Source organism: Symploca atlantica LB2515, assembly GCF_052546295.1.
Genome location: NZ_JBQWMT010000001.1, coordinates 1365936 through 1390224 on the forward strand (window position 1 = coordinate 1365936; position 24289 = coordinate 1390224).

19 protein-coding genes are annotated in these 24289 nt (G+C 39.1%); all 19 read right to left on the bottom strand.

Annotation, left to right across the window (positions count from 1 at the left end; translation table 11 throughout):
• Positions 1 to 58 precede the first annotated feature (58 nt).
• A complete protein-coding gene (locus ACT7WV_RS05855; RefSeq protein ID WP_445102001.1) occupies positions 59 to 1114 on the bottom strand; it encodes an acyltransferase family protein in 1056 nt (351 codons plus the stop codon).
• A gap of 246 nt (positions 1115 to 1360) precedes the next feature.
• Positions 1361 to 2557, bottom strand: a complete 1197-nt coding sequence (locus ACT7WV_RS05860) for a glycosyltransferase (protein WP_445102002.1) — start codon at positions 2555 to 2557, stop codon at positions 1361 to 1363.
• 70 nt (positions 2558 to 2627) lie between these two features.
• Entirely contained in the window at positions 2628 to 3398 is a 771-nt protein-coding gene (locus ACT7WV_RS05865) for a glycosyltransferase family 2 protein (protein WP_445102003.1), read from the bottom strand.
• Positions 3385 to 4092, bottom strand: coding sequence for a hypothetical protein (locus ACT7WV_RS05870; RefSeq protein ID WP_445102004.1), 708 nt, complete (start codon positions 4090 to 4092; stop codon positions 3385 to 3387). The genes ACT7WV_RS05865 and ACT7WV_RS05870 overlap by 14 nt, the downstream gene beginning before the upstream one ends.
• Positions 4093 to 4217: 125 nt before the next feature.
• The gene (locus ACT7WV_RS05875; RefSeq protein WP_445102005.1) at positions 4218 to 5471 is read right to left on the bottom strand and encodes a glycosyltransferase family 4 protein; all 1254 of its coding nucleotides are present in this window, start codon (positions 5469 to 5471) and stop codon (positions 4218 to 4220) included.
• 55 nt (positions 5472 to 5526) lie between these two features.
• Entirely contained in the window at positions 5527 to 6849 is a 1323-nt protein-coding gene (locus tag ACT7WV_RS05880) for an O-antigen ligase family protein (protein WP_445102006.1), read from the bottom strand.
• Positions 6850 to 6880: 31 nt separating this feature from the next.
• On the bottom strand, positions 6881 to 7816 hold the full coding sequence (locus ACT7WV_RS05885; protein ID WP_445102007.1) for a glycosyltransferase family A protein: 936 nt from the start codon (positions 7814 to 7816) through the stop codon (positions 6881 to 6883).
• 31 nt (positions 7817 to 7847) lie between these two features.
• Positions 7848 to 8678, bottom strand: a complete 831-nt coding sequence (locus tag ACT7WV_RS05890; RefSeq protein ID WP_445102008.1) for a sulfotransferase domain-containing protein — start codon at positions 8676 to 8678, stop codon at positions 7848 to 7850.
• Between the two features lie 157 nt (positions 8679 to 8835).
• Entirely contained in the window at positions 8836 to 9912 is a 1077-nt protein-coding gene (locus tag ACT7WV_RS05895; protein ID WP_445102009.1) for a glycosyltransferase family 4 protein, read from the bottom strand.
• Positions 9913 to 10042: 130 nt separating this feature from the next.
• Positions 10043 to 11314, bottom strand: a complete 1272-nt coding sequence (locus ACT7WV_RS05900) for a glycosyltransferase (RefSeq protein ID WP_445102010.1) — start codon at positions 11312 to 11314, stop codon at positions 10043 to 10045.
• A 55-nt stretch (positions 11315 to 11369) separates the two neighbouring features.
• Entirely contained in the window at positions 11370 to 12245 is an 876-nt protein-coding gene (locus ACT7WV_RS05905) for a sulfotransferase (RefSeq protein WP_445102011.1), read from the bottom strand.
• A gap of 73 nt (positions 12246 to 12318) precedes the next feature.
• A complete protein-coding gene (locus ACT7WV_RS05910) occupies positions 12319 to 13488 on the bottom strand; it encodes a glycosyltransferase family 4 protein (RefSeq protein ID WP_445102012.1) in 1170 nt (389 codons plus the stop codon).
• 11 nt (positions 13489 to 13499) lie between these two features.
• A complete protein-coding gene (locus ACT7WV_RS05915) occupies positions 13500 to 14423 on the bottom strand; it encodes a glycosyltransferase family 2 protein (protein ID WP_445102013.1) in 924 nt (307 codons plus the stop codon).
• Between the two features lie 270 nt (positions 14424 to 14693).
• Positions 14694 to 15614 carry a glycosyltransferase family 2 protein gene (locus tag ACT7WV_RS05920; RefSeq protein ID WP_445102014.1) on the bottom strand — a complete coding sequence of 307 codons (921 nt, stop codon included), beginning with the start codon at positions 15612 to 15614 and terminating at the stop codon, positions 14694 to 14696.
• Between the two features lie 52 nt (positions 15615 to 15666).
• A complete protein-coding gene (locus ACT7WV_RS05925) occupies positions 15667 to 16452 on the bottom strand; it encodes a hypothetical protein (RefSeq protein ID WP_445102015.1) in 786 nt (261 codons plus the stop codon).
• Positions 16453 to 16540: 88 nt separating this feature from the next.
• The gene (locus ACT7WV_RS05930) at positions 16541 to 17746 is read right to left on the bottom strand and encodes a prenyltransferase/squalene oxidase repeat-containing protein (RefSeq protein WP_445102016.1); all 1206 of its coding nucleotides are present in this window, start codon (positions 17744 to 17746) and stop codon (positions 16541 to 16543) included.
• 225 nt (positions 17747 to 17971) lie between these two features.
• Complete coding sequence (locus tag ACT7WV_RS05935; protein WP_445102017.1) at positions 17972 to 18772, bottom strand: hypothetical protein; 801 nt, start codon at positions 18770 to 18772, stop codon at positions 17972 to 17974.
• A gap of 46 nt (positions 18773 to 18818) precedes the next feature.
• Positions 18819 to 20648, bottom strand: coding sequence for an ABC transporter ATP-binding protein (locus tag ACT7WV_RS05940; RefSeq protein WP_445102018.1), 1830 nt, complete (start codon positions 20646 to 20648; stop codon positions 18819 to 18821).
• Positions 20649 to 21634: 986 nt separating this feature from the next.
• Complete coding sequence (locus tag ACT7WV_RS05945) at positions 21635 to 23428, bottom strand: SLC13 family permease (RefSeq protein ID WP_445102019.1); 1794 nt, start codon at positions 23426 to 23428, stop codon at positions 21635 to 21637.
• Between the last annotated feature and the right edge of the window lie 861 nt (positions 23429 to 24289).

The window sequence follows — 24289 nt, forward strand, 5'->3', positions numbered from 1 at the left end:
AATTAATTGGACTGTTTGATTACACTTAGCTGTAATTTATTCAGATTTCATAACTAACTCAGCTAGCCTTTGAGCGGTAATGCGATTTCTTCCCTAAAAATGGTTTCTCTACAAAATGCCAGCTAGCATAAGCCATTAAAAGTAAAATGCATGTTGCCCCAAATAACGTGGGATAAGGTGAAGCTTTAAATGATTGATGGAGAATTTGAAGAAGAGGAAAATGAAAAATGTAAATTCCGTAGGATAAATCTCCAAATTTGCTGAAAAACCCTACATAAGGAGTCAAAAAAACAATGTAGAACGTAATTATAGCTAGAGATATGGGTAGAAAGGGACGCAGAGGTAAGGAAGCACTATTCAACCAAATTGGCAAAGCTATAACTAGCAAGGGTACAGTGTATTTTTTTAAAAAATCTAGGTAATAGTAAACTAAGGCACCACTTACAAAGAAAGATAGTTGACCAATTAAAAACTTGACAGCTAATTTGTAATAAAACATATTGCCCGTATCCTTATAAAGGAAAATCATTCCTTCGTAATACCCAGCAGCAATTGCATAAATTACCAAAAATACAGCTAATTTATTATATTTACGAAATAAAAATACTAAAATTGGAGTTATCATATAAAACATAACTTCAATTCTGATAGTCCACAAAGAAGCATTTACTAATGACTGAGTATTATCAGTAAATACTCCGGTAAGAGATGGTTGTTTGTGGTTTAAAAATATTAAATTGTATAAAATGTATTTAAAAAATTTATCATTGAAAAAGTACTCATTCCAAGGAAGACTTGTCAAAAATACACCTCCAATGGCACACAAAATTATCACTAAAAAGTATGCAGGATAAATTCTTTTGATCCTTTTTAGAGAATATTCTTTAAGTGACTTTGATTTTTCATAACTCATGAATATAAGGAATCCACTAATTACAAAAAAAATCGGAACTGCCGAATGAGCAATTAATCCAATTAAGCTATTTATCTGTTCTAGTTGTCCAGTTTCAGTATTTATATGAAACATAAATACTGAAAAAGCGCATACAAGCCTTAGAATATCAAAGTTATTAGGTCTGGGTACTTGAGGCTTTCGTTCTTGTAAAGCTTCCATGGGTTGTACCTTATGGCTAAATTCAGGGTGGTAAGAGAAGCAGATAAAAATCCCTGAGAAGCAATTTAATTTACTGAAACTAGTAGATTAATCACTCAAGATTAGCAGCAATTGACATCAAATATTCTTGCTCAGCAATGTCAAATTAAATTAACTATCATTGTTTACTTGTATGGTAATGACAAAAAATAAAAATGTCGGCAATGGCAATTGTTGCCAATGAATTTTTCCTCTAATTACAGACAATTAAAATACGGTTGCAGAACTACGTCCTTTGAACCATTCAATAGCAGTTTTGTAAATACTTATTGTCATTTGATAATTTTTTTCTAGAGAGTAACATTCGTCGTATTGTCTACGGGCCAAAGCCCCCCGACGGCTAACTTCACTGGGATCAGACCATGCTGCCTGTACTGTATTGGCTAAATCTTGAGCATCTCCAGGAGTGAAATGCCAGCCAGAAGAACCGTCTCTAACAATCTCAGCCATTGCGGCCATGCGGCTGGCAACAACAGGAGTAGCTGTTGCAAATGCCTCAGCAATAGTCATCGGAAATCCTTCATACCATTCGGAAGGAAATACCACAAAGCTAGCTTCTTGCATGAGGCTCAAAACTTGTTCTCGTGGTATTCGACCTAGATACTCTACGCCACGAGGCAAATTGCTCTTAAACAAGATTTCTAGTGGTCCCTGACCAACAACCTTCAAAGGAATTGGTTCATTGAGTAAATCCCAAGCCCGTAACAGCGTTTCTACGCCCTTGTATTGCATCAACTTTCCAGCAAACAAAGCATATCCGCCTGCATGTCTACCTGGTTGAATATCTGAGGTGACAAAGTTAGGTTTTACGGCAATTTTGTCAGGTGGTAAACCACCTTCAATAAATTTTTGACGGGCGAATCGAGTTAAAGCAATATAAATATCTACGTCGCTTTGATATGTTTTACGTAGTTGATTAATTGTCAGACCAGTTACCGCAATAGCAGTTTGAGTACGGTTATTGCGATAGCAACCGTGAACTAAACCAGGATACCGAACAGACTTGTCAACACATTCTTCACAAACACGTCCTTGACGATACAAATAAGCGCCTGGACAAATCAGTTTATAGTTGTGTAAAGTATGCACCACGGGTACACCACTACTACGACAGGCAGCATAAACTGAGGGTGAAATTAAAGGAATTGTGTTGTGAACATGGACGACATCTGGCTGATATTCCTGTAGTATTTTTTTTGTTTCTACGTAAGAATCACCAGACCAAACTGAGTTGATGGCAATCTTGGCTTTTGCCAGGGCATTAGCTTCATGGACGGTTGAACTATTAACAATCCATTGGTAAACTTCATGCCCATACTGCTTGAGCATTGCATACTCAGCAGCTACAACTGCCTCTTCCCCACCTGAGTGCGTATAGGCATTATGTACTTGGAGAATTCTCACTTTATTTCTTCCAATATTGCAAAACTTTTATAGATATATTCAAATTGCGGAGTTAAGAAACTGAAGCTATTTACCAGTAGCATCCTGCTGATAGTTTCCAGGTAACTCGTATTCCCTTAGCTAAGATTTTCTTGAACCCGAAGAACCAATCTGGTTCATTACCAAAATATCTTTGCCGAAGTATTTGAGCTTCTGTACGTCTTTTATCTTGAAGACGCTGGGTTTTTTGTTCAGGATGTAAACGCATCCGTGACCAAGGTCTACGTACGTGATGGAGATAGGTGACATCAGCAAAACGAATCCAAAGGTCGGCGTCCATAGAGGCATCAAAGGCAGAATCTAAACCCCCTACTTCTTCATGCAAATCAAGCCGCCAAAAAGTTGAAGGTTGAGGAATAAAGTTATGTTCGTACAGAAAAATAAAGCGGTTGAAGGGAAGCTCTTTTCTCTTCCTTATGGGTTTATTGTCTATATCAACCCAAGTAGTATCACCATAGACCACACGGGCTTGAGGATTCTTTTGAAAAAACTGAACTACTTCTTGTAGGCTTCCAGGCTCAAGTAAATCATCGGAACATAGCCAGCAGACAATATCACCAGTAGCCTTAGCGAAACCTTTGTTAAGTGCATCGGTTTGACCACCATCTGGTTCACTTACCCAGTAGGTGAGATGATCAGCATATCGACTGATAATTTCGACGCTTCCGTCTGTTGAACCGCCATCAATGACTATATATTCTAAGTTAGGGTACTCCTGACTCAATACACTTTGCAGTGTTGCTTCAAGGAAGGGAGCTTGATTATAGGATGGAGTAACAACAGTAATTTTAGGCCAGGTCATTTTCATGTTCAAATTGGCGATATATTTTTTCCGCAGCAGTTAAAAGCTTGCTATATTTTTCTGATTCAAGTTCCTGCAACAGCTCTTTTTTGGCAGCAGTTCTTGTGGAGGAAGGACGTGATACTTTTGATTCTACTCCTCCTTCTAGTTTCTCTGCTTTTTGGAAAATGTTTTCTAGATCTTTACCTGTCGGTGTAAAAGCGACAAAGTCGGTTCCAAATTTTTTGTTTACTCGTTCTATTGTAAGAGAATAATTTTTAATAATTTCCTCAAAACCCGATATCACATAATTATTCTTGTAGGGATAAATTGTTTCGTAAAAAGATATATAGGATTTAAGTGCCTGATCAATCGAAACTCGTGGGTCTCTGATGACGAAAGAAACTACAGCATCTTTGGGATTTCTCAATAAAACAATGGTTGGTATTTTCCACTTAACTGCTCTAATTACCTGGGCAGGTACATGCATGTGGTGGGCAATATTTACTGGATTTGGTTGTGCATATCCAAATGCAAGAACAGCAAATGTGTTAGCTGAGCGAGGAAATCCTTCAATTACAAGCTGTGTATTTTGCTTGACTGAAAGCTTTTTATTTTTAGGTATTAAGTTGTAAAGCGAGTAATACAAAAAAGGATATCTACCTAAAAAATTACGCAGTGGGAAAGAAATCTCAATATGTCCTTGTGCAACCATTTTCTTTGTCCTATTTTGCTGCTTTAATGACTAATTGTTGCTCAATTAAATTTATTTAAATCATTTTATTTGGGCAGTAACTTTAGGGAGATTTAGTTTTACAATTAAAATCATAGGTTTTAAACTTAGCGATTATAATCAGCTAAAAGCTCATTAAAAAGAGAGGTGTAACGTCTTGCTTGTAATTCCTGAGTAAATTCCTGCACAGCTTTTTCACGGGCATTAATGCATAATTGCTGATGTCGCTCTCTACTCTCTAGAACCCAGGCGATTCCTTTAGCTAAATCTTCTACATCAAAGGGTTGAGCTAAATAACCATTTTTCTGATGTTCAATCATCTCTGACATACCACCAATCTTGAAGGCGACACAGGGAGTGCCACAGGCGATCGCTTCCATCACTGTATTAGGCAGATTATCTTGAAGTGAGGGCGCGATAAAAACATCTGCTGCTGCGTAGACTAGTGCTAGAGATAGTTCATCGCTAAATTTACCCAGGTAATGGGTTTTAAAACCTAAATCAGTCTGATTTCCTGGTCGAGAAGAACCAAAAACAATCAGCTCTATTTGGTCATTCCAGCCGGATCCACATAGGTTTTGTAAAGCTGGCTGAAGTAGATGAAATCCCTTTCTTTGAGCACTAGTTGCATTAATTGCCCCAAAAAGAACTAGCTGCTTATCTTGAGGCAAGTTGAGCAACTCTCTCGCCATCTGGCAATTGATGGGTTTGTACTTTTGTATGTCAAGACCGTTAGGGATAACTTCAGTTCTTAGGCTTTGGAAAAGAGAACTCGAACTAGCACATTTAGCTAACCATGAGCTGGGAGTAACTATTGTTAAGTTAGAATTTTTCCAGGCTTGAAACTTGCGTTGCCATGTCAAGCGAGATAGATCCCAGTTATTAGTACTATTTAGTTGAGGACAAGCACCGCAGGAATCTACGTATCGATTACAGTTTTGGTCATAGTGGCATCCTCCGGTAAATGACCACATGTCATGGAGAGTCCAGACGATAGGTTGCTTGAATTTAGCAATTGTTTCAATTCGTAGGTGGCTTTCATTAATCCAGTGCAGATTAATTAAGTCTGGATTAAGTCTAGCAACTCTGGGAATAATTAGGTCGGGAGACCATTGAGTAGAAAACTCAGTGGTTTTACTCTGAGGATAAAACCGCAAGGGCATAGCATCTAAAGCATGTCCTAGCTTAGACAGTCCTTTTTCTAAACTTATCTGCGGAGCAATTATATTGCTATCATCACCAACTTTAGTTTGTACCAGCATCTGAGAAGGCGTGCCAATATTTTGCAACCCTTGATGCAATCGATAAGCAGCACGACCAGCTCCTCCACTATTAGAAGTACTAATAATTAAAGATTTCAATTTGCACATCCCCTCTGGAAGAATTCACTTTTTATAATTAACTTACTTATAAGAATTAAAGGCTAATAAAATTAGGGTCTGTCATGTTTAATTTCCTAGTTACTTTAATGGTCGCCTTTAGTACTTTCAATGAACCAATCAAAGACGCTATAAAAATCAAAATTACCCAGCCGACATTAGAATATGCGTTGGAAATAGAACCCCAAAGGCAATATGCAATGATCGAGCAAAATGATGCTCTGCCAAGCATAGATACTTCATAACTAGTAAACTTTGATAACTGAAAAGATTCTTTAAGAAGAAGAGCAATAAATAGTAGGTGAGCAGAGCAACCGATTATTCCCCACGAGGCATAAGTCCAGACATAAACATTGTGAGCAGACTCAGGTTGTGGTGGTTCTGTCATTTCTTTAACAGCTCCACTCTGGATAGAGACATATTCCCATCCACGAGACCCAAAACCAAATATAGGAGAATTTTCGGTGGTGTAGGCAGTGGTAGGAGTCCATACATGCTCTATTCGCCAATCTAGAGTACCTCCACCTTCAGATTCTGATTGAAATGCCGCACTAGTGAGATTACTAAAAAATAAGTTATAGGCAATAACAGTCACAAGTAATAGAGGGGTTACTTGTAGAAACTTTTTTAGGGATAAATTGGTATAAAACAGAAAAACTACGATAGGAAAGGTTATAAATAAAGCCGTTCTTGTTCCATTGACAAAAACTATTAGAGGAACACAGAAAAGAAGTATTGCCCTGAATAATGACCTTTTAAAGCCGGACATTTTTTCAACATAGAATATCGCAAATGGGAACAAAGTCATCAGAGCATTAGCATCCTCGTTAGCAGAACCAAAAAGACCATAAATCTTAACTTTTTGGAAAGCACCATAGGATAATAAAATCTGAGAAAAGCTTGCTCCCGATGTAGCGATTAAGTACGGATACTGAATAACCGTCGCAAAAAATACTAATAATAATGTAAGGAAAGTCAGGTTTTTTATTTTAGGTGCTGTCTTAATATTTAAGCTTAACAATATACAGAAATATCCCAAAATCCAGGTGACAAATTTTGCACAACCTGAAAGATGAATTGCTTTAGCTTGCGGGGGAATTGCCAGTATTTGCAAACCAAACAGCATGAGTAATATTATTATTGGTATGCTCATGCCGATTGAAAATTTCAATCTATTTTCTCCAATTTTTTTAGAAATATCAAATATCGCAAAAACTAGAAGGGGAATAATCAAAAGTCTAATAGCGCCAAAGATGCTAAAGCCTCCGATCTTCATCCTATCAAATGGCAACTGTGGTAACGATACAATCATATCGATTACCAGTGATACCATAGGGATGTAGAAAGTTTTGACTTTCATTACTCTCAAAAATAAGATTATATGGCTGACTTCATTTACTCAAAATTAGATCGACATTTTTCTTGAGATTTTTCTTCAGTTTCCTCAGAAAAGTTTGATGATATAGAGTGCTTTGAGTAAAACTGTCTGCTCTCATATCTCGAATCATGAAAGGTGGCTCTTTCAAAGGAAACTCAACTGCTTCTGTGGGTATATTAGCAAACTTGCTTTTTTTATTACCCGTATGAGTTGATTCTGTGCCAAAGCCAATATTAGAAATTAGGTTAGTGTTTGCCAGAATGCTTAAGCCATTCTGCATCCAGCAAGCAAATGTCCAACGATTAGCCCAGCTATTTATCTGACCATCGTATGTAGACTGGAAAGTTTCTGTCCAATGCTTGATTGCCTGAGGTTCTATTAATATGTCCCCAAGAAAGTTGTGTTTTTTGACTTCTGGCCAGAGTTTCATCTCAAAGTCAAAGTATTGCCATGCTCGTTTCCAAGTAGCCCAACCCCAGCAGTGATTGTAGCGAGAGAAGTAATAACTATATTCAGTGCGTTGACGACCAAACTGGACATTTTGACCAGAAATTGATACTACTCTGCTGTCATCTTTATATCGTTCGAGTAACTCTTCACAAAAGCGAAAGAAACTAGGATGGGGCACACAGTCATCTTCTAAGATAATGGCATCTTCCACTTGCTCAAATACCCAATTTAGACCGCTAGAGACGCGTTTGGCACAACTTAAATTAATCTCCGAGTAATTTTTTAAAACTTCGCACTCCCAATCAACACGCTCAATAATTGCGCGGGTAGCAGCGCACTTTTCAGCTTCGCCAGGTCGGTCGGTACGGGGACCATCTGCAATTACCAAGAGTTTTAGAGGTTTTGCTTGGCGAATGCTCTCGAATACTTTCTCTGTAGTATCTGGCCGGTTAAATATCAAGAATACTACTGGTGTTTTAAGTTGATAATTATACGTCATGATTTTCTACAACAAGGTTTAAAAATTCCGGTTAATCAATGTATCCAAACTTCATTAATGCTTCGCCGGCGATCTCTCTGAAAACACGCTTGTGCTCTTCTGTAAAATGATTTCTCCAATTACCAATTTGTCCTTTATGGAAGGTAAGAGATTTTTTAAAAAAAGTCTTGTCAGCAATTTGATTAATCTGATATTCAGAAACATTTAGTCCTAAATGATGCGTAATAGTGCGAATAGTCTCCACCTGCTTTTCATCACTTCCACCACCACTACTCCCAATCAGATCTTCAAAACGAACTGTAAGACAGTTTTCTTCGTCTAACCAAGGTGCGTAGGCTGTGGCGTGTTCACCGATAGATTTTGACCTTATACCATCTTTAAGAAGCTTGCCATCCACTCCCACAATAGAAGCCATTAGTCTCTCAGCATCTGATTTCAATGAGCTAAAGTACTTATGTAGTCGATGCTCAGGTTCCTTATAGGAAATGTAGTAAGCATTGGAAACAGCGATATCACGGAGGTCACGAATAACAAATAGAGTGCGAATATTTTTAGTAGTAAGGGTATCAATAATTTCTGGACTCCAGTAAACATGTCCAGATAAATATTGACCTCCACGAATTGCGCTCAATTTTTGTATAAGTTGCGGTGTGTGATTGTCAACGTGGTAATGTAAGCGAGGACTTAGCAGAGGCAATAAATAAAGAACACGTACAAGTAGATTTGTTCCTCCCTTAGGAAAGCTACTGGCAAAAACTTTTGGGCCAGATAGAGAAGCATTAAGTTCTTGAATACTAAGTGGAAGAGGTAATCTCTTGAGAGCAGATAATCCTACTTTTATCCTAGGAATATATGTCATCATCTGGTATTTAAGGGAAGCTTGTTTAACACTTAATTTCGTTTGTTAAGATTAGTTTTTAATAGCAAAAAACTTTTTATTGCTTCATAACATGTTGAATATAAAGGATTTTATAGGTGTTAGTAAAATTATTAGAATTTCCAGTCATAGGCTAAAACTTTCAAAATTCACCCCCAACGCACTGCTGGTAAAGTTTGAAAGTTTCTTCAGCAACGTAGTGCCAGTTCCATTGTTCAGCTAAGTTGAGATTGTGTTCACCCATTTCGGAGATTTTATCCTTCTTATCCACTGTGGATTTCATGGCTTGAACTAATCCCTCTTCTTGATTTGGGTCATAGAAAAAAGTTCCGGAATCATCTAGCATATCGCTGAAAAATCCTATGCGTGGTGCCATACAAGCCCGTCCAAAAGACATTGCTAAAATAGCTACACCTGAAGTTGTAAAAACTTTATAAGGAACTACAACACAATCACAGGCATTCATGTAAATTTGCACTTTATCATCAGGAATTCTTTCAGGAATAAACAATATATTGTTATACCCTTTGATTTTTTCTTTAATAGTCTGCTCTAATTCTTGTTCATTAGGCTTGCCAGCAATCACTAATGATATTCTTTTCTGCTCTAAGCACTTAAAGGCATCAATAGTTTCCAGAACTCCTTTGTAGCGGTATATATTCCCAAACAAAAGAAAGACTAAATTTTCTTCAGGAATTTCTAAAGTTTTCCGACTACTAAGCCTAGTTGCTTGATTGGCGTAGCATCCTATATAGTTACCATGGGGTACTACAAATACTTTACCCTTACCTTCCAAGTATAGCGCCTTCGTAATATCAAGTTTGGTTGTTTCACAATGAGTGATTATCGCATCGAAAAAATTACCAATTAGTTTTGCCTGATTGGGAGAGATATTGCGGTTACCACCAGAATTTTTATCAGACCATTCATGCACAGTCCACACAATTTTAGTGCCAATTAGCTTGAGAAGTATTATTTGAGTAATAAACAATAAAGTTTTAAATACCCTACCTATGCTGCTTCTACCAACAATAAAAGGGTGTAGTGTGTGAAAATGTAATATCTCAGATTTATAGGGAAGAAAATTTCTATACAGAAAAATAAAATTCCAACGGTATTCCTCTACTTTAACTTTGTAGTTGTTGAGACACTTAGCCAGTAGTAGTTTATAGGGGTTAGATAGCCAATCTGACAAAAAAATTACTCTCAAATCTTCCATCTTTTGTTAGCTATTAGTGTTTACTTTACTAAATCTAGATATTCCGGATTGTTTCATCAGATATCTTGGTTTAACTAAGATACTGACATGTCGCAATTTGCGAAGTACTCGATCAACACATTAAGAAAATTTATACAAACTTACATTTTTCTTTTGCTGAGTCTTGTACTTTGGCAACATTTTGGTAGTGAGAAAGGTGTTTATCGAAAATTACGGACATGGAAAGTTTTTTTCGGAGACGGGTTATCGCCGATTCATTATCTTCTCCAGATAATGGTAGGAGCTGCTCAATTGTTTTAGCTAAGGCAGCTGGTGTATAGGGACTAAATGTCTTGATAGCACCTGGTTCCAGTCTGTTGTATTCAGCTACTTGTGGAAAATCTGATGCAAGAACAGGACGAGCGACAGAGATCCAAGTTGACAAAGAACCCGAAGCTGAAAATCTGGAAAATGGACAAACAGCCAGGTCAGTTGCCATGAGATAATGTTCTAACTCCTCTTCAGATAAATAGCCTGTTATTCGCAAGCGCTCATCCACTCCCTTTGCCTTAGCCAAGGCGAGAAGATTCTTAACAAGCTGCTCCGAGCCACCAGAACTAGAACCTCCAGCAAAGATAATTTTTACGTCTGGCGGTAGTTCAGGTAGGGCTTCAACCATTAGTTGATGACCCTTAGTAGCGTAAATGAACCCTAGAAGAGTAACTACTTTGACTCCTTCTAATCCCAATACAGTACGAGCTTTGGCTGGGCTAATATTGATAGATCGTGTTTCAACAAAGTGAGGCACAACTTTCAGTTTACGGTTATCAACGCGATCGCAAATTCGTTGTGCTTCTTCTTCTGTGCAAACAAACATCAGACTTACTCGATTTGCTATCTCACGCAAAGCTAAGGCATCGGGCCCCAACACACCCTTGAATATACTTTGCATAAACTCAAAGGCACTTTTTAAGCGTGAGCGCCCAGGCGCTGAAGGTTTACTTGAAGATATTGCAGTTGTCTTCTTGTTGATCACTGAGGCATTAGCTGAGAACTTGTTGTGCAAATATTTCAGCACACTTGCTAAACCATAGGGCGGATAAAAAACATCGTGGAGTGTAACTACCAAGGGACACGAGCAGTGACCCATGAAAACCCGAAGGTAATATAACTGTGACCAACCACCGCCCCATATTTCTTTGTTGAATTTGTTGAATTGAAAGTGAATAATTTCTGCTTCGGAAAGCTGCTGAGCTGCTTTGATCAGCAGCTCTCGGTTTTGCTTTTTGTCTTGACTTAGAACTACATCAACTTCAATAACGCTTAGCTCAGGTTGCCTACGTGCCTCGGCAGCAAGTAAGCGTCCATAACGACAAACGCCATGTTGCGGTGAACCAATGTGTAAGTAACCGATTCTCATCATTATCAATCTGCTTATATAGTAGCCAATACGCCTAAAGTTAAAATAAATGAGTTAATCAAAAATCAGAGTAGTAAGGAATTTCAAAAGGTTTTACAAGTCGCCGCACTTGCTCAATTTGCTCTTGCTCAAGTTCCTTTTTCCACTTGTCAGGTTCTTGCGAAGATATACGTTGAGGCACGTATGTCTGACCACTGTCTTCAGTAGTTGAGATCTGAAGCAGCTTGTCTGTTTTCTCTGTCCAACGAAGATTTAGCTTGTCAAATAATTTTTGGTATTCCCTAACTGGATCTCGACATAACTCTTCATGCTGTACCACCAACCAGTTAGGATGTCGCTTTTGCTGCTCAAGCATGATGTAGTACACAGCTCCCCAGCAAACCGCCATTTGCTGCAACAATCCTTCGTCATTCCTAAGAAGATGCTCAAACGGTTTCAAATAATCGTCTATAACTCTTGGTTGAGCAAGCAGTTTCTGGAAGGGATCAAATTTGTTTTTTAATCTCAATGATCGCAACTGGCTAGCTACGATGGCGCAGGGGTGACGTGTGATGATGACCGTAATGGGTGCGATGTGCCGATCAACCCACTCTAGCGATAAGCACGAGTGTACATCCTTAACCATAACCCGACCCGGCAACCAACGTAGTCTTGCGCCAAACATTCCATAGGGTTGTGCTAGTCTTCTGGTTACGTAGCGTCTATTAATTTGACCAGCAAATACATCCTGGCAAAATTTGGCAAACTCCTGGTCATCATCGTCTGCACGCAGATACTTCATCCAAAGGGATTTCGCCTCAGGGACATGCTGTTTGTTAAAGGGTTCGTAAAAATATTTAATTCCCTGAGCGGTATTTAATATAGAAGCCAGCCAGGTTGTTCCACTACGGGGCAGACCGACGATATAGACCGGTGGTTTGTATTTTGTTGCCATACTAGTTATCTGGTTTAGTTTGTTAGAAAAAGAACCTGCCTACCGTGATATCCTGGCTTTTTATATGCATTTTTTATCTAAAATTACCTGCCAATTTCTGCCATACTTCTAGAGTTTCCTTTACCATTCTTTCTTCAGAGAAATCTTTGGCACGTAGCTGTGCATTTTGAGCCATTTCTTGCATTTTGTCAGGATTTCTGAGCGCCCAGCGCAGGTTTTCTAGTAAGTCGCAGCTATCTCCTGTTTTAAACACAAGACCATGAGTTTTGTGCTTAATTACCTCTGGGATGCCACTAGCATCTGAGGTGACAATGGGCAGACCATAAGCCATTGCTTCAGCAATCGCCCATGACTGACCGCCTTCGTAGTGAGTAGGAAAAACAAAAATATCAGCCGCTTTGAGTAGCCTTGGTACATCAGAGCGATAACCTAAAAATATTACTTTTTCTGCAACACCGTACTCCCGTAACATACTAGCGAGTTTGCTTTGCTGAGTACCGTCTCCGACCCAGACAAATCTTATATCTGGAAACTCTTCGGCAATGTGAGGAATTGCTGGGATAAGGTCGATATAACCTTTCTGATTTTCGAGGCGTCCAACTGTTAAAGCCAACTGGCTATTTATGGGAATCCCAAGCTCTTGAATTACCTCAGAACGTAGTTTATTCAGGTCTTCTTTGTTCTGATTATAAGAAGACTCTATATTAGCACCATTATAGATGTAGACTATTTCCTGGGCTGGAATCTGAAATGTCTCACAGACCAGTTTTCTATTGTTTTCTGAAATGGTTACCCATTGTTGCTTTCTGGCTCTTGCCCAAGCGTAAATTTTGAGTTTTTTAGCACCAAATGGCCACTTGAAATAAACTAAACCGAACCTCACTAAAGTGGGTACTTGCAAAAGGCTACACGCAAGTATACTTCCTAAACAATAGGTAATGCTTGGGAGAACTATCTGTGCAACATTCGGCTTGACCTTAAGTAATAGCAATGCTGTGCGAACAAAGTGTATTAAATATTTTCTTACTGCCGCTAGTCCATGGAGATTTGACTCAGAAATTTCCAAACGGTGGTAAGATACGCCATTTGCTGTGAAGTCTTTAATTAGGGATGCGGTTCCTTCAGTCTGGGGGAATGCTACATGAACTTCCCAGCCTTCTTTAACTGCTGCTGAGGTAATTCTTAAGGTGTACTCTTCTACACCACCACGTAAGGTAGAGGGAATTATTGCTAGTACTCTCATTATTTACTCCTCTACCACTTTTGTGTCTCTAGGCTGATAATTCGTTTCCATCGCTTTACGAAAGGCTCCCAAAGTGCATCTGGCATGTTGGGTCTGAGATAGCCATATGTCCAAAAAAGACGGTAGATTGGTGCCTTTAATAGCCATATGTAATTTTTGCCATTTCGAATAATAAAACGCACATCAGCTACTACCGATTTGTACCACCTCTGAAAAGCAGCACCCAAACCGATTTTTCTCTCGTTCTTTTCGTAGATTGCTTCATGTGCAAGCGCTTCTCTATAAGTTCGCTGATAAACCTTGAGAAAGGGTTCATTGTGTGAGTGATATAGCGCTGCTTTTGGCTCGTAAACGATTTTGTAACCCAAATCTAGCATGATCCGCGCCCACTCCCGATCTTCAGCACCTGTCAGTGTTTCATTAAACGGACGCCTCTTCCAGGACTGAAAACGGATAGCAGAATTGGCATTAGAAAAAGAGTGATCACTGAAATTTGCTAGGTTGTTTTGAACCCGCAACTGGTCGCGGTAATAACTGAGATAGTCTCGCTGAACTGGTGGCCAAGCATCAGGTTGAGGAACTTGTTTTCCATAAACTCCTGCTACTTGAGGATCATCAAAGTGTTTAACTAAATTTTGCAACCAGTGTTGATCGCAGGGAAAAGCATGAGCGCTCAGAGAGACAACTACTTCTCCTTGAGCAGCTTCAAACCCGATATTTAAAGAACTACCAAAGGTGAATTCTTCAGGGAGCATTTGAATTAACTTGATCTCACTCTGCTGTTTAACAATGTCAACTGTGCCATCTGTAGATCCAGAATCAACTACGATAATATCAACGGGTTTCAATGATTGATTTCTAATAATATCTAAAGCTTTTGGAAGATCTCTAGCTTCATTTTTTGTGCGTATCAGTATACTAGCTGTGATACTCATAGGAAATTGATGAGCAATTATTTGAATAGAGTTAGACGCTTAAATTAATATTTTTTCTAATTCATTTGAAAATGAATTAGTTTTTTATATCTCCTGTTTTCTTCACTGCAGACCTAGATATTTACAAATAATATTATTCTTTTACACAGATATAGTAATACCTAATGACTGAGTAGCAAGTATCCGGTTTTTTTTTGCCATATTGTATTTGCAACAAATCCGAGATACTTATACATTAAAAAACTTTGTCTGTGTGAAGTATTATTTGTTCTAGTTGAGTTGAAAATTTTTAATTGAACGTTTAATAGTACGAAGCATCATTTGCCACGATTCAAGCGAAAATGGATCCTTGTGTAGAGAGAGAAAAGCATGTTTTCGAGCAGTCGAGATATTCCTTTCTTTGAGTGCCATCTGAGCCCAGAAGCGATGATGATCGGTCGATACTTGTTTTTTGAAGCGGCGCTGTAGAACCCCCTCTGGCATTTTCAGGTTACGCTTAGCGTAGGCATCTTCTAACATAGCAATCACGTCCTGAGTTTGTCGCTCGTACTTAGCAAAATTGACACTTTCAAGATGTAGTCGGTATTCCAGCAAAACATCAGGCAGGTTTGCCAGTTGACCTCGCTCAGCTAGTCGCAGATAAAGGTCTAAATCTTGAGCAGTCTTAAACTGATCTCGATAGCCATTGATCGCAACCAAAGCCTCTCGCCTGATCATGACCGCAGGATGGCGAATAACTCCTCCTCTTCCTTTCAAAAGTTCAGCTTCAAGCTCATCATGGGAAAGCAAGACACCCATCTTACAGATAGGCGCTCCGTCCATATCGATCTGCAACACATCACACCCTAAAGCTACACAGTTTGGGTTATTCTCAAGATACTGAACTTGTCGATTAAACCGTTCTGGCATTGAAATATCGTCTGCATCCATCCGAGCGATAAATTCACCTTGAGCCAAAGCTAAGGCTTTATTCAAGGTTTTGGTGAGTCCAATATTTTGCTGGCTAATTAATCTAATTCGGCTATCTTGCTTGGCGTAGCGTTCTAGTATTGCCAAAGATTTGTCTGTTGAACCATCATCGATAATGATAAACTCAAAATCTTTAAAGGTCTGTGTAAGAATGCTTCCGACTGCCTTTGCTAGGTATTCTCCAGCATTATAAACACTCATTAATACACTAATTTTGGGCATACAATTACCTGACTCACTCTCTCGTATACTGTACAAAACTACCCAGTTTTATTCATATTCTTTGGATTCTTTCTAGCGCAGCTTTATAAACTCTCATATTAGGTTGGCAAAGTTCTTCTATTTTCTTGTGAATCTTGTCTGTGATTTGTTCTTGTCGTTTGGATTTAGACACAGGACTCTGATTGCGATGCTTGATTACTAGCTTTGCACCAAATGTTGTATGATAGTCTTTGACAAAACTATCTAGGTTCTCCAAAATTCCTACTAAAGAAAATTTTTCCAAGTTTTCTTTCGCCTGTTCTATAGCTTCGTCAGATGATGCTTCATTTGGTTGAAAATCTGTTAATTTCCAAACATAGTTATTGCCTTGAATAATGGCTCTTTCCGACTCTAAAAAGGATTTCAAATCAGACTCAATGCGAACTTCAGAATTTTCTCTGGTATCGTAAAAATACTGTGATAACCATTGAGAAACTGGATGTCGTAAAATTGTAATAAAGTTCCAGTCCTGACTAAATTCTTGAGAAATTTTTTTGCTATAAGTGAAATGACCGTGAATATATCTACATTGAGAATTTGACATAGAGTAAGCTAGAAGCTTTCTTCCATAATCGTGGAGATCGTCACCCAAGAGGTACGAACATTTTCGTGCAGCACTAGTATTGAGAATAAAAAAGTTGGTTGCCTGCTGGCACTTCGTAAGGCCAAAACTATCTTTTATTGCTTCACTTATTGAAGTGCCTCCACATTTAGAAATATGAAGGAAGAAGATTTTTTGCTCTACTTTATTATTCAATAATTGACGAACATAAGGATTGATCTGCTGTCGTAAACCCATGGTGTATTCTCTCCAATAAGTCAAAGATACTTACTTGTGTTATCTAAAATCAGCTTGAGTCAACTACGCTTTATAACAATTTTTATTACTAAAGAGTGTGGTATCCGAGGAAAGGTAAACGCCGAAAAGTAAATGCATCAGTTGATTCAATATCTGGTAATTGCTTTTGTGTAGCTAAACGCAACCCTAAGAGTCGAAACCAGGTCGAAAAAGCATTACTTTGTGCAGTGTCACAAGAGAGCAAACGCCAGCAAACGTGGTATGTTCCTCTGGCCGGGATACGGGCAGGTGATGGTATAAATCTAGACAACCCCAACTTTCTCAACAGCTTTGCCTTGCGTCCTCTACTCGGATCACTCAGGCGCTCTTTGCAGTCGGCAAAGCCACCATCGGCAGGGTTGTGTAGTCCTAACAATGCATCATATGCATGCATCATCGCTTCTTGAACATCACTAGAACGATAATCCGTTGCTAAAGAAGCCTTTGCCAGCAAATCCAGAGCGTCGTAGTCTAAGCAGGTTTGTCCAACTAAGCTACCACTAAATAGACCGTGTGGTTGTTGCAACTTTAGACAAGAATCGATGATTTGCTCTACATACTGTATCGGTCGACGACGATAGTAGTAAAAGAAGGTAAAGTGAAAGGTAGCCGCCATGGCGTTGGTAAGTGAGACTTTATGGAGTCCTTGCCATAAACCTGTTTCTGAGCTTTGGTGTGCATCTAACCAGTCGAGGCCAACATCGACCAACTCTAGAAGTTCTGGCTGCTGATGTCTTTCGGCGTCATGGCATAACTGACTAAGAGTGAACATTACCGGATTAGAATCCAACCAGGGATTTTGCCAGGAAAATGATTCAAAGTAGCGAATTAGACCATCAGCTGTGCGCCAATCTGCAGGCCAGTCGCGTGGTGGTGGAGGCGGTGCAGATAGAGCATCAAGAGCCTGTTGGCACATTGTAGTGGTTTCTTGCTGAAAGTAGTTCAGACCATGCTGCTTGCTCAGAATGTCTTCTGCACGAAAAAGTGGGTCGCAGAAAGAGCCATCTGGCTGCGCGCCAGCTATCAAGAAAGAGATAGTAGCATCTCTCTGGACATTACTTAGCAAAGAAAGACTACTAGTAAATTCTAGTCCTAGGACAGAATAGGCTGTTGCCATCAGCGTCGCTGGTTGATGCAATGCAAAGCGGAAGCCACCTGTTGTTTCATCCCATAAGCTTAGCCAGTAAGCAATAGCTTTTTCTCTTACTGTTAAAAGTTTTGGTCGGTCTAGTACAGTTGAGCTGTTGTTTTTCATTGGTGTTAGACTCCCATACGCTGTGAGCATGATTAAATGGGTTGGAACGGAGACCTCAAATGTTCATCTAGATAACAAACTTTGAATATCCGATGATGCACTACCACCCAAGTTTGCATGTTGTCGCGCTCGATTAACTTCGCCGAGTTCTCGCCGCTGTTCGTAAGCTGCGATAATCTGTTCAGAAAGAAGTGCAGGATTGAGAAAACTGTATCGAAATATCCATCATTTCAGCCACTTCTCGACATCACGTTTAGCCCTCTGCTTTAGCTCGTTGAATAAAACTTGAGATTTACAATAATACTGATTAGAAGACGCGATTGTTTCAGGACGTGAACGACGAATTCCAGGTTTGATTTGACTAGTATCTATGCTGGTTTCAATAAAATTTTCTATGGCTGGAAAAGCTTCGCCGCTAAAAATTTGCTCATCTTGAATGAACAGCCAGTCTTCTTCATTTGATAATTTGTATAACAAGCGTCGATAGTTTCGATACCATACTGTGAATCCCCATTTTTCATCCAAAGGTAAGGGGGGATTATATATTTCTTTGGCATTCCTTAACATACTATCTACTGTTCTGCGCGGGTCACGAAATACAACAAGGAAACGGGTGCCATCAGGAATAACTGGCTCCCAAAATGGTAGAGTGAGACTGAATCGTGGATCCTTTAAGCAGAAAGGATTTGTCGACATAAAATGACGCACTTCACTGATAATTTCATCAGGCAAATTCAGTGGGCGTATGTATCGAGGTGCAGCCAACATAGAACATCTTTTATCACGATGTATCCGTGGCTGGAAACGGCGCAGAATACTTATAGGAAATCGACTGTATCGATGAAGGATACTCCCAATTATACGATCATTCAATTTGTTGATTTTGTAACATTCATAATAACCATAAGGATTGGCAACAGTTGGAGGCATAATCTCATCTCCGAAATATGCTCCAGTATTACGAAATGTTGCCGTCAGCATACTTGTGCCACTTCTTATTGAACCTAAAACAATAGTGTTTCGCATTGATTAATTTTCAACAGAATAAACTATCTGTAAATACCTTTCTAAACTAGACAATATTGTTGTTACTTTTTGATCCCTCTAAAACAACCTCTTGAAAAGTACCAGACTTAACAACACCGCCTTTTTCTAACATGTAAATACGATCGCAATTTTCAACAGTTGAAAGACGGTGAGCAATAATAATCAAAGTTTTCGTACCAGCCAGAGAGTTAATTGACTCACTAATTAAATGCTCGGTTTCATTATCTAGTGCAGAAGTCGCCTCATCCAGCACTAAAATCTCTCTCTCGTGATAGAGCGCACGAGCAATTCCTATCCGCTGGCGTTGTCCACCAGACAAGCGTACCCCCCGTTCACCAACACTAGTTTTAACTCCATCAGGTAATTCTGCTACTAACTCCTCAAGTTGAGCCGCTTTGATTGCCCTATTTAATCTTCCTGAATCAATCTGATTATCCGGAACACCGAAAGCAATATTTCTCTCAACTGTGTCGTCAATTAGAAAAATTGACTGAGGTATATAGCCAATTAAGTTCTGCCAGGAACGGATATTGTCATATACCGATACATCATCAACCCGGATGTCTCCGCTCCCAATTTCCAATAACCCCAAAATAACATCTACTAAAGTTGTTTTGCCAGCTCCGGATTTACCGATTAAAGCAATAGATTGACCCTTTTTAATACTCAAAGAGATATCCTTAATTGCCGGCTCTGAAGTCCCAGGATAACTATAAGCAACATTAATCAGGTCAACCTGACTTTTGAAAGTCATAACTTGACTTTCAGTGTTTTTAGAAGCAATCAAATTACCTTTCTTAGAACTGGACTCATCGTCTAAATGCTTGTCTAGTCCTTGTTTCCCTATCTCCTTCAGCTCAAGGTAAAGTGTGTCAAGAGCATAGCCAGAATTTCGCATACTATTCATAGCGTTGATTAACTGACTAGATGTTGGGATTAAGCGCAGTGAAGCAACTGCAAAAACACTCATAACAGCAGTCAAATCGTCCATACTCTGCTGAAATAGGATTTGAGAGAGGGAGACAAAAAGAATCAAAAAAGCAATTAAGCAGGTCTGAATTAGAATATTAGGAATTACTTGAGAACTTGCGTATTTGGTTGCTACCCTAGCAAACTTCTCGGATTCTATATCCATCTGGTTCTCGAAGTAGGATTCACAACCAATAACCCGCGTCTCTTTCAATCCTCCCAAACCGTGGTTGATTACGCGAATCATCTCTCTACTAGTTTCAGAGGTTATTTTGCCCCATTTTCTGAACTTTTTGCCAAGTCGTTGGAATAGTAGAAATGTAGGGAGTAGAATTCCTAATACCATTACCAGAAGTAATGGGCTAGTCTTAGCTAGCAGTAACAAAAGAACAACTACGACAACTAAATTAGCTGTAAAAGTTAGCAGAGGCTGAAGACAACCACCAGTAAATCTATTAGTTTCTCCAGTAATATTTTTAATGATATTGGCAGTATTCTGTTTTAGATAAAGAGTATAAGGAGCTGATAAATATGACTTCATCAACCTATTAACTAATATTCTTTTTTGGTTAAAAGTAAATTTAAAAATATATGACTTTACTGAAAATGCCAATAATGATTTAAAGATAAATACTAATACAATTGCTATTCCCAGTAACAAAAGAAACTGTTGATCAGTTGCCGGATTTAACTGTTTATAAACCCAGACTAATAAACTATGTTGCTGTATAATCTCCGGTTTTGAAGCTATCGCTATATAGGGGCCGATCATGCCAACACCTACAGCTTCCATTACAGAGGAAAACATAAAGAGAGCTAGTATGAAAGGAAGCAGTTTTTTCCTTTCACCAAGTACGAATAATACTTTAGAAAGATATTTGACCATCTGGCTGATAACCTGCTACTTGATTGGAGGAAAATACTTTAAATTTATGAGCAATACAAATTTAGGTAATATGCTACTGAAGCTTACTAAGCAAAGCCGATGCTATACAAACATTTTTTACAGATGTAGCATGAGACAACAGGACATTTTAGTAGAAAATTACTTTTAAACCTATACTGCTAAATCTGAAAAGCTCTAAAATAGGCGTTACTCGCTGCCTAAGTTAGAAAAAATTTAAGTAATAATCAAACCGGAAAGCCAGCCGCTTTCTCAACTTATTTTCGTTGCAATAGCAGGTAGAAAATTTCGTACAACTCATTTCGCCCTTCTTTCACAAAGTATATTCGCCGAAACGAGATGCAACCCAGACCCTTTGATGCGTGAGCCAATTTCTTATAACTTCTGTCAATCTAACCTAGTCGATTCTGAAGTGTCTACTCCAAAAGTTAGATTTTCTCTGGCTTTCACAACAAAACGTTTTTATCCTGATTGTTGGGAATTAGCCAAGAATAATCTGTTGATCAGAATATAGTATTTGTCTATCTGTTTAGTGGTTCTAAAACCTAGCTTTTAGCACATTTTTTACCTAGAGTCGTCTACAGAGGCAGATAAATAAAGCTTCTCTAGGCTTCTTTTAACCAATCTCTAGTACATCCATTGCTTACCAATCGTAAAGCCCTTAGTATCTAAATTCGCTGGTCATTCAAGAAAACAATCATCTACTTCTGGCAGGTTTTATCTGTAGATCCGCCCATTTCAGGAGTAATGCTTATAAAAATACCTGTTCAGGATTGGTTTAACATACCTACAATAGCATTTCACAATTACTAGAACTGCTTTGTTATCTAAGTAACAAAACAGTGTAATTCAGCTATAAGAAATATTGATTGATTTATAGAGACAGGTAAAGGCAGTAGGCTTACTCTCCGGTGGTTTGTTACTGCCAAAACCAGCTATAGTTGTTGGACTTAGTTTTGCCGACTTGCTTACAAGCCAAAGAGAAAAATAATTAGTGGAGGAATAATCAGCGTCATGATCAAACTCAAGGGAGCTCCAACCCTGGCAAAGTCTAGAAACTTGTAACCACCTGGTCCATAAACCATGGTGTTAGTTTGATAACCAATTGGCGTCATAAAGCTACTAGAAGCTGCAAAAGTAACCGCAAACATAAAAGCTAGAGGATTAAGACTGAGACTCTTGGCAACCTCTGCTGCCACAGGTAGCAGCAACACTACCGAAGCATTATTAGAAAGAATTTCTGTGACTAAAGCAGTAATAATGTAGAAGAAAGTTAAGAGCCAATAGCCCGAAAAATTCCCCCCTAATGCGACTAAATTACTCGCTAACCACTGAGTTGCTCCCGACTTATCCATGGCTACTCCTAGGGGAATCAATCCAGCTAACAGAAAGATAATATCCCAGCGTACTGCTTCGTATACTTCACCGGGTTTTAAACAGCCAGTCAGCACCATCAACACTACCCCCACCAAGGCACTTACCAAAATTGGTAGTAAGTTAAAAGCAGCTGCTAAAACTACTCCTAAGCCAATACCAATAGCAATAAATGCTTTGTCTCGTCTTAAGGTTTCCCAATCTCGCTCTCCAATTAATAACAGATCTCTTCTACTCGTTTGCAGTCCCACAAAGCTTTGATTCGGGCCTTGTAGTAATAAGACATCGCCAAGCCGCAAAGGAACTCCACCCAGTCGCTCCCTTACCATTTCTTCTCCACGCCGAATTGCCAACACTGTAGCGTTGTAGCGTTGCCGAAAGCGCATGTCTCTTAAAGTCGAACCAATCAAATTTGAGCTAGCAAGGATCAAAACTTCAGCAATGCTCTCTTCTCCAGAACTAAGATCTTCCTCTAGAGATTTCTGCCCAAACTGAACATCAGGTAGGATCTCTATTCCTCTTTCATCTTTAATTTTCAAGAGACATTCTTGACGAGAGCGCACGATTAAAATATCACCTGCCAACAATACTTTATCTGCCAAAGGTTGAGGAAAATGACCACCATTGCGAATCAGTTCCAGTACGTCTAGGTCAAACTTCCGCTGGAGTTGACTCTTACGCAGGGTTTGCCCTACTAAACTAGAACCCGGTGTAATTACAATTTCACTAACATAGTCTTTGAGCTCGTAGTCTTGGGCAACTACTTTAGTGCTTGGCGCTTTACGATCAGGTAATAGCCGGGGTGCTACAAAAGCTAGATATATCAACCCTACGCTAAAAGTGATTACCCCCAACTTTGTGAACTCAAACAAGCCAAAAGCTTGATATCCCAGCTTTTCAGACAAGCCACTGGCTAAGACATTTGTGGAAGTGCCAATTGTTGTCAGCATTCCCCCCAAAATTGTCACAAAAGATAACGGCATTAGTAGCTTAGATGGTGAAATCTCTTGTCTCCTGCACCAATCTTCCACCACTGGTAAAAAAACTGCGACGACAGCAGTATTGTTGATAAAAGCAGTGATTGGTCCAGCAATTATCCCCATAGCCAAGATCTGCTGAGTAGAATGCTTTCCTCCCCATTTCAGCAGCAGATCATTAACCATCTGCATTGCACCTGTGCGGGCAATCCCAGCACTGAGGATAAACATGGCCATCACCGTAATAGTGGCCGAGTTGCCAAAACCGGAGATCCCTTCTTCTGGGCTGACTAATCCCAGCGACATTAGCACAACCATCACCGCAATCGCCGTGATATCAACAGGTAACCATTCGGTAATGAAACAGATCAACGTCAGGACGACAACGCTTAGGGTTAAAAAAATACTCATGAGGTAGAATTGATTTCCCTAGACTTCATTGATGCATTATTTCTAAAAAAAGATACACTCCCGATAAATCCCACACAGAAGGTGAGTTTCGACAGCAGCAGTAAACACACAAATAAAGCCTGCGTAGGCAGGCTTCACCTTTCGTTGTTTCCTTAATTGAAGGAATTGGCTGTATTTGGTAGGTAAGTCTGTTCACTGAGTTATACAAACAAATTCCACCACACTAATTCCGCCGTTACATGCAACCGCAACAAAAACGCTATGAACTGGCGGAAATTAAAAGTACTATTGATTGAGAAGTGATTTAAACCACTCCAGTAATAAGGGTATGATCTTTAAGTTGAGCTACTAACATTTTTCCAAGATTATCTATTCAACCCGGATAGTTTTATCTGAGAGCTTGCACCTACCTAATCGTCCGCGAGGAAATTAATTACTCGTTGATAGATAAAGGTCTCTAAAAAAGTACTACAGGATTGACACTCAGGAAGTTAAGTTCATTTCAATGGACTTGAGGTTTAGCCAGAAATTCAGATAACTGGTGATATTGGTCTTACTGAGAGCTATACAAACGGTAAGTACCACCGACTTTATAGGACAGAGGTGAGTTGCTTAGTCAATTAGTAGACATAACTCAACTAGTTCTATCAAGTATCGTAGCTTAGTCGGATTCGCCTTGCAACATCATAGCCAATATCACCCAATAAAGCCACCATCATGTAATATCTTCATTAAGTCTTTTTTTATTTGCTCAGAGTTTTACGTGTTGTTTATCTATTCCATGAAAGGAAATATAACTGATTACAGTTGAAATTTTGTTGTTAGACTATTTATTTCAGCATACATGACCTAAGGGAATGA

Bases quoted from the DNA above. Each gene is read 5' to 3' on its own strand.
- ACT7WV_RS05855 (WP_445102001.1), bottom strand. From the start codon at position 1,114: ATGGAAGCTTTACAAGAACGAAAGCCTCAAGTACCCAGACCTAATAAC.
- ACT7WV_RS05865 (WP_445102003.1), bottom strand. From the start codon at position 3,398: ATGACCTGGCCTAAAATTACTGTTGTTACTCCATCCTATAATCAAGCT.
- ACT7WV_RS05870 (WP_445102004.1), bottom strand. From the start codon at position 4,092: ATGGTTGCACAAGGACATATTGAGATTTCTTTCCCACTGCGTAATTTT.
- ACT7WV_RS05880 (WP_445102006.1), bottom strand. From the start codon at position 6,849: ATGAAAGTCAAAACTTTCTACATCCCTATGGTATCACTGGTAATCGAT.
- ACT7WV_RS05885 (WP_445102007.1), bottom strand. From the start codon at position 7,816: ATGACGTATAATTATCAACTTAAAACACCAGTAGTATTCTTGATATTT.
- ACT7WV_RS05890 (WP_445102008.1), bottom strand. From the start codon at position 8,678: ATGATGACATATATTCCTAGGATAAAAGTAGGATTATCTGCTCTCAAG.
- ACT7WV_RS05895 (WP_445102009.1), bottom strand. From the start codon at position 9,912: ATGGAAGATTTGAGAGTAATTTTTTTGTCAGATTGGCTATCTAACCCC.
- ACT7WV_RS05900 (WP_445102010.1), bottom strand. From the start codon at position 11,314: ATGATGAGAATCGGTTACTTACACATTGGTTCACCGCAACATGGCGTT.
- ACT7WV_RS05905 (WP_445102011.1), bottom strand. From the start codon at position 12,245: ATGGCAACAAAATACAAACCACCGGTCTATATCGTCGGTCTGCCCCGT.
- ACT7WV_RS05910 (WP_445102012.1), bottom strand. From the start codon at position 13,488: ATGAGAGTACTAGCAATAATTCCCTCTACCTTACGTGGTGGTGTAGAA.
- ACT7WV_RS05915 (WP_445102013.1), bottom strand. From the start codon at position 14,423: ATGAGTATCACAGCTAGTATACTGATACGCACAAAAAATGAAGCTAGA.
- ACT7WV_RS05920 (WP_445102014.1), bottom strand. From the start codon at position 15,614: ATGCCCAAAATTAGTGTATTAATGAGTGTTTATAATGCTGGAGAATAC.
- ACT7WV_RS05925 (WP_445102015.1), bottom strand. From the start codon at position 16,452: ATGGGTTTACGACAGCAGATCAATCCTTATGTTCGTCAATTATTGAAT.
- ACT7WV_RS05930 (WP_445102016.1), bottom strand. From the start codon at position 17,746: ATGAAAAACAACAGCTCAACTGTACTAGACCGACCAAAACTTTTAACA.
- ACT7WV_RS05935 (WP_445102017.1), bottom strand. From the start codon at position 18,772: ATGCGAAACACTATTGTTTTAGGTTCAATAAGAAGTGGCACAAGTATG.
- ACT7WV_RS05940 (WP_445102018.1), bottom strand. From the start codon at position 20,648: ATGGTCAAATATCTTTCTAAAGTATTATTCGTACTTGGTGAAAGGAAA.
- ACT7WV_RS05945 (WP_445102019.1), bottom strand. From the start codon at position 23,428: ATGAGTATTTTTTTAACCCTAAGCGTTGTCGTCCTGACGTTGATCTGT.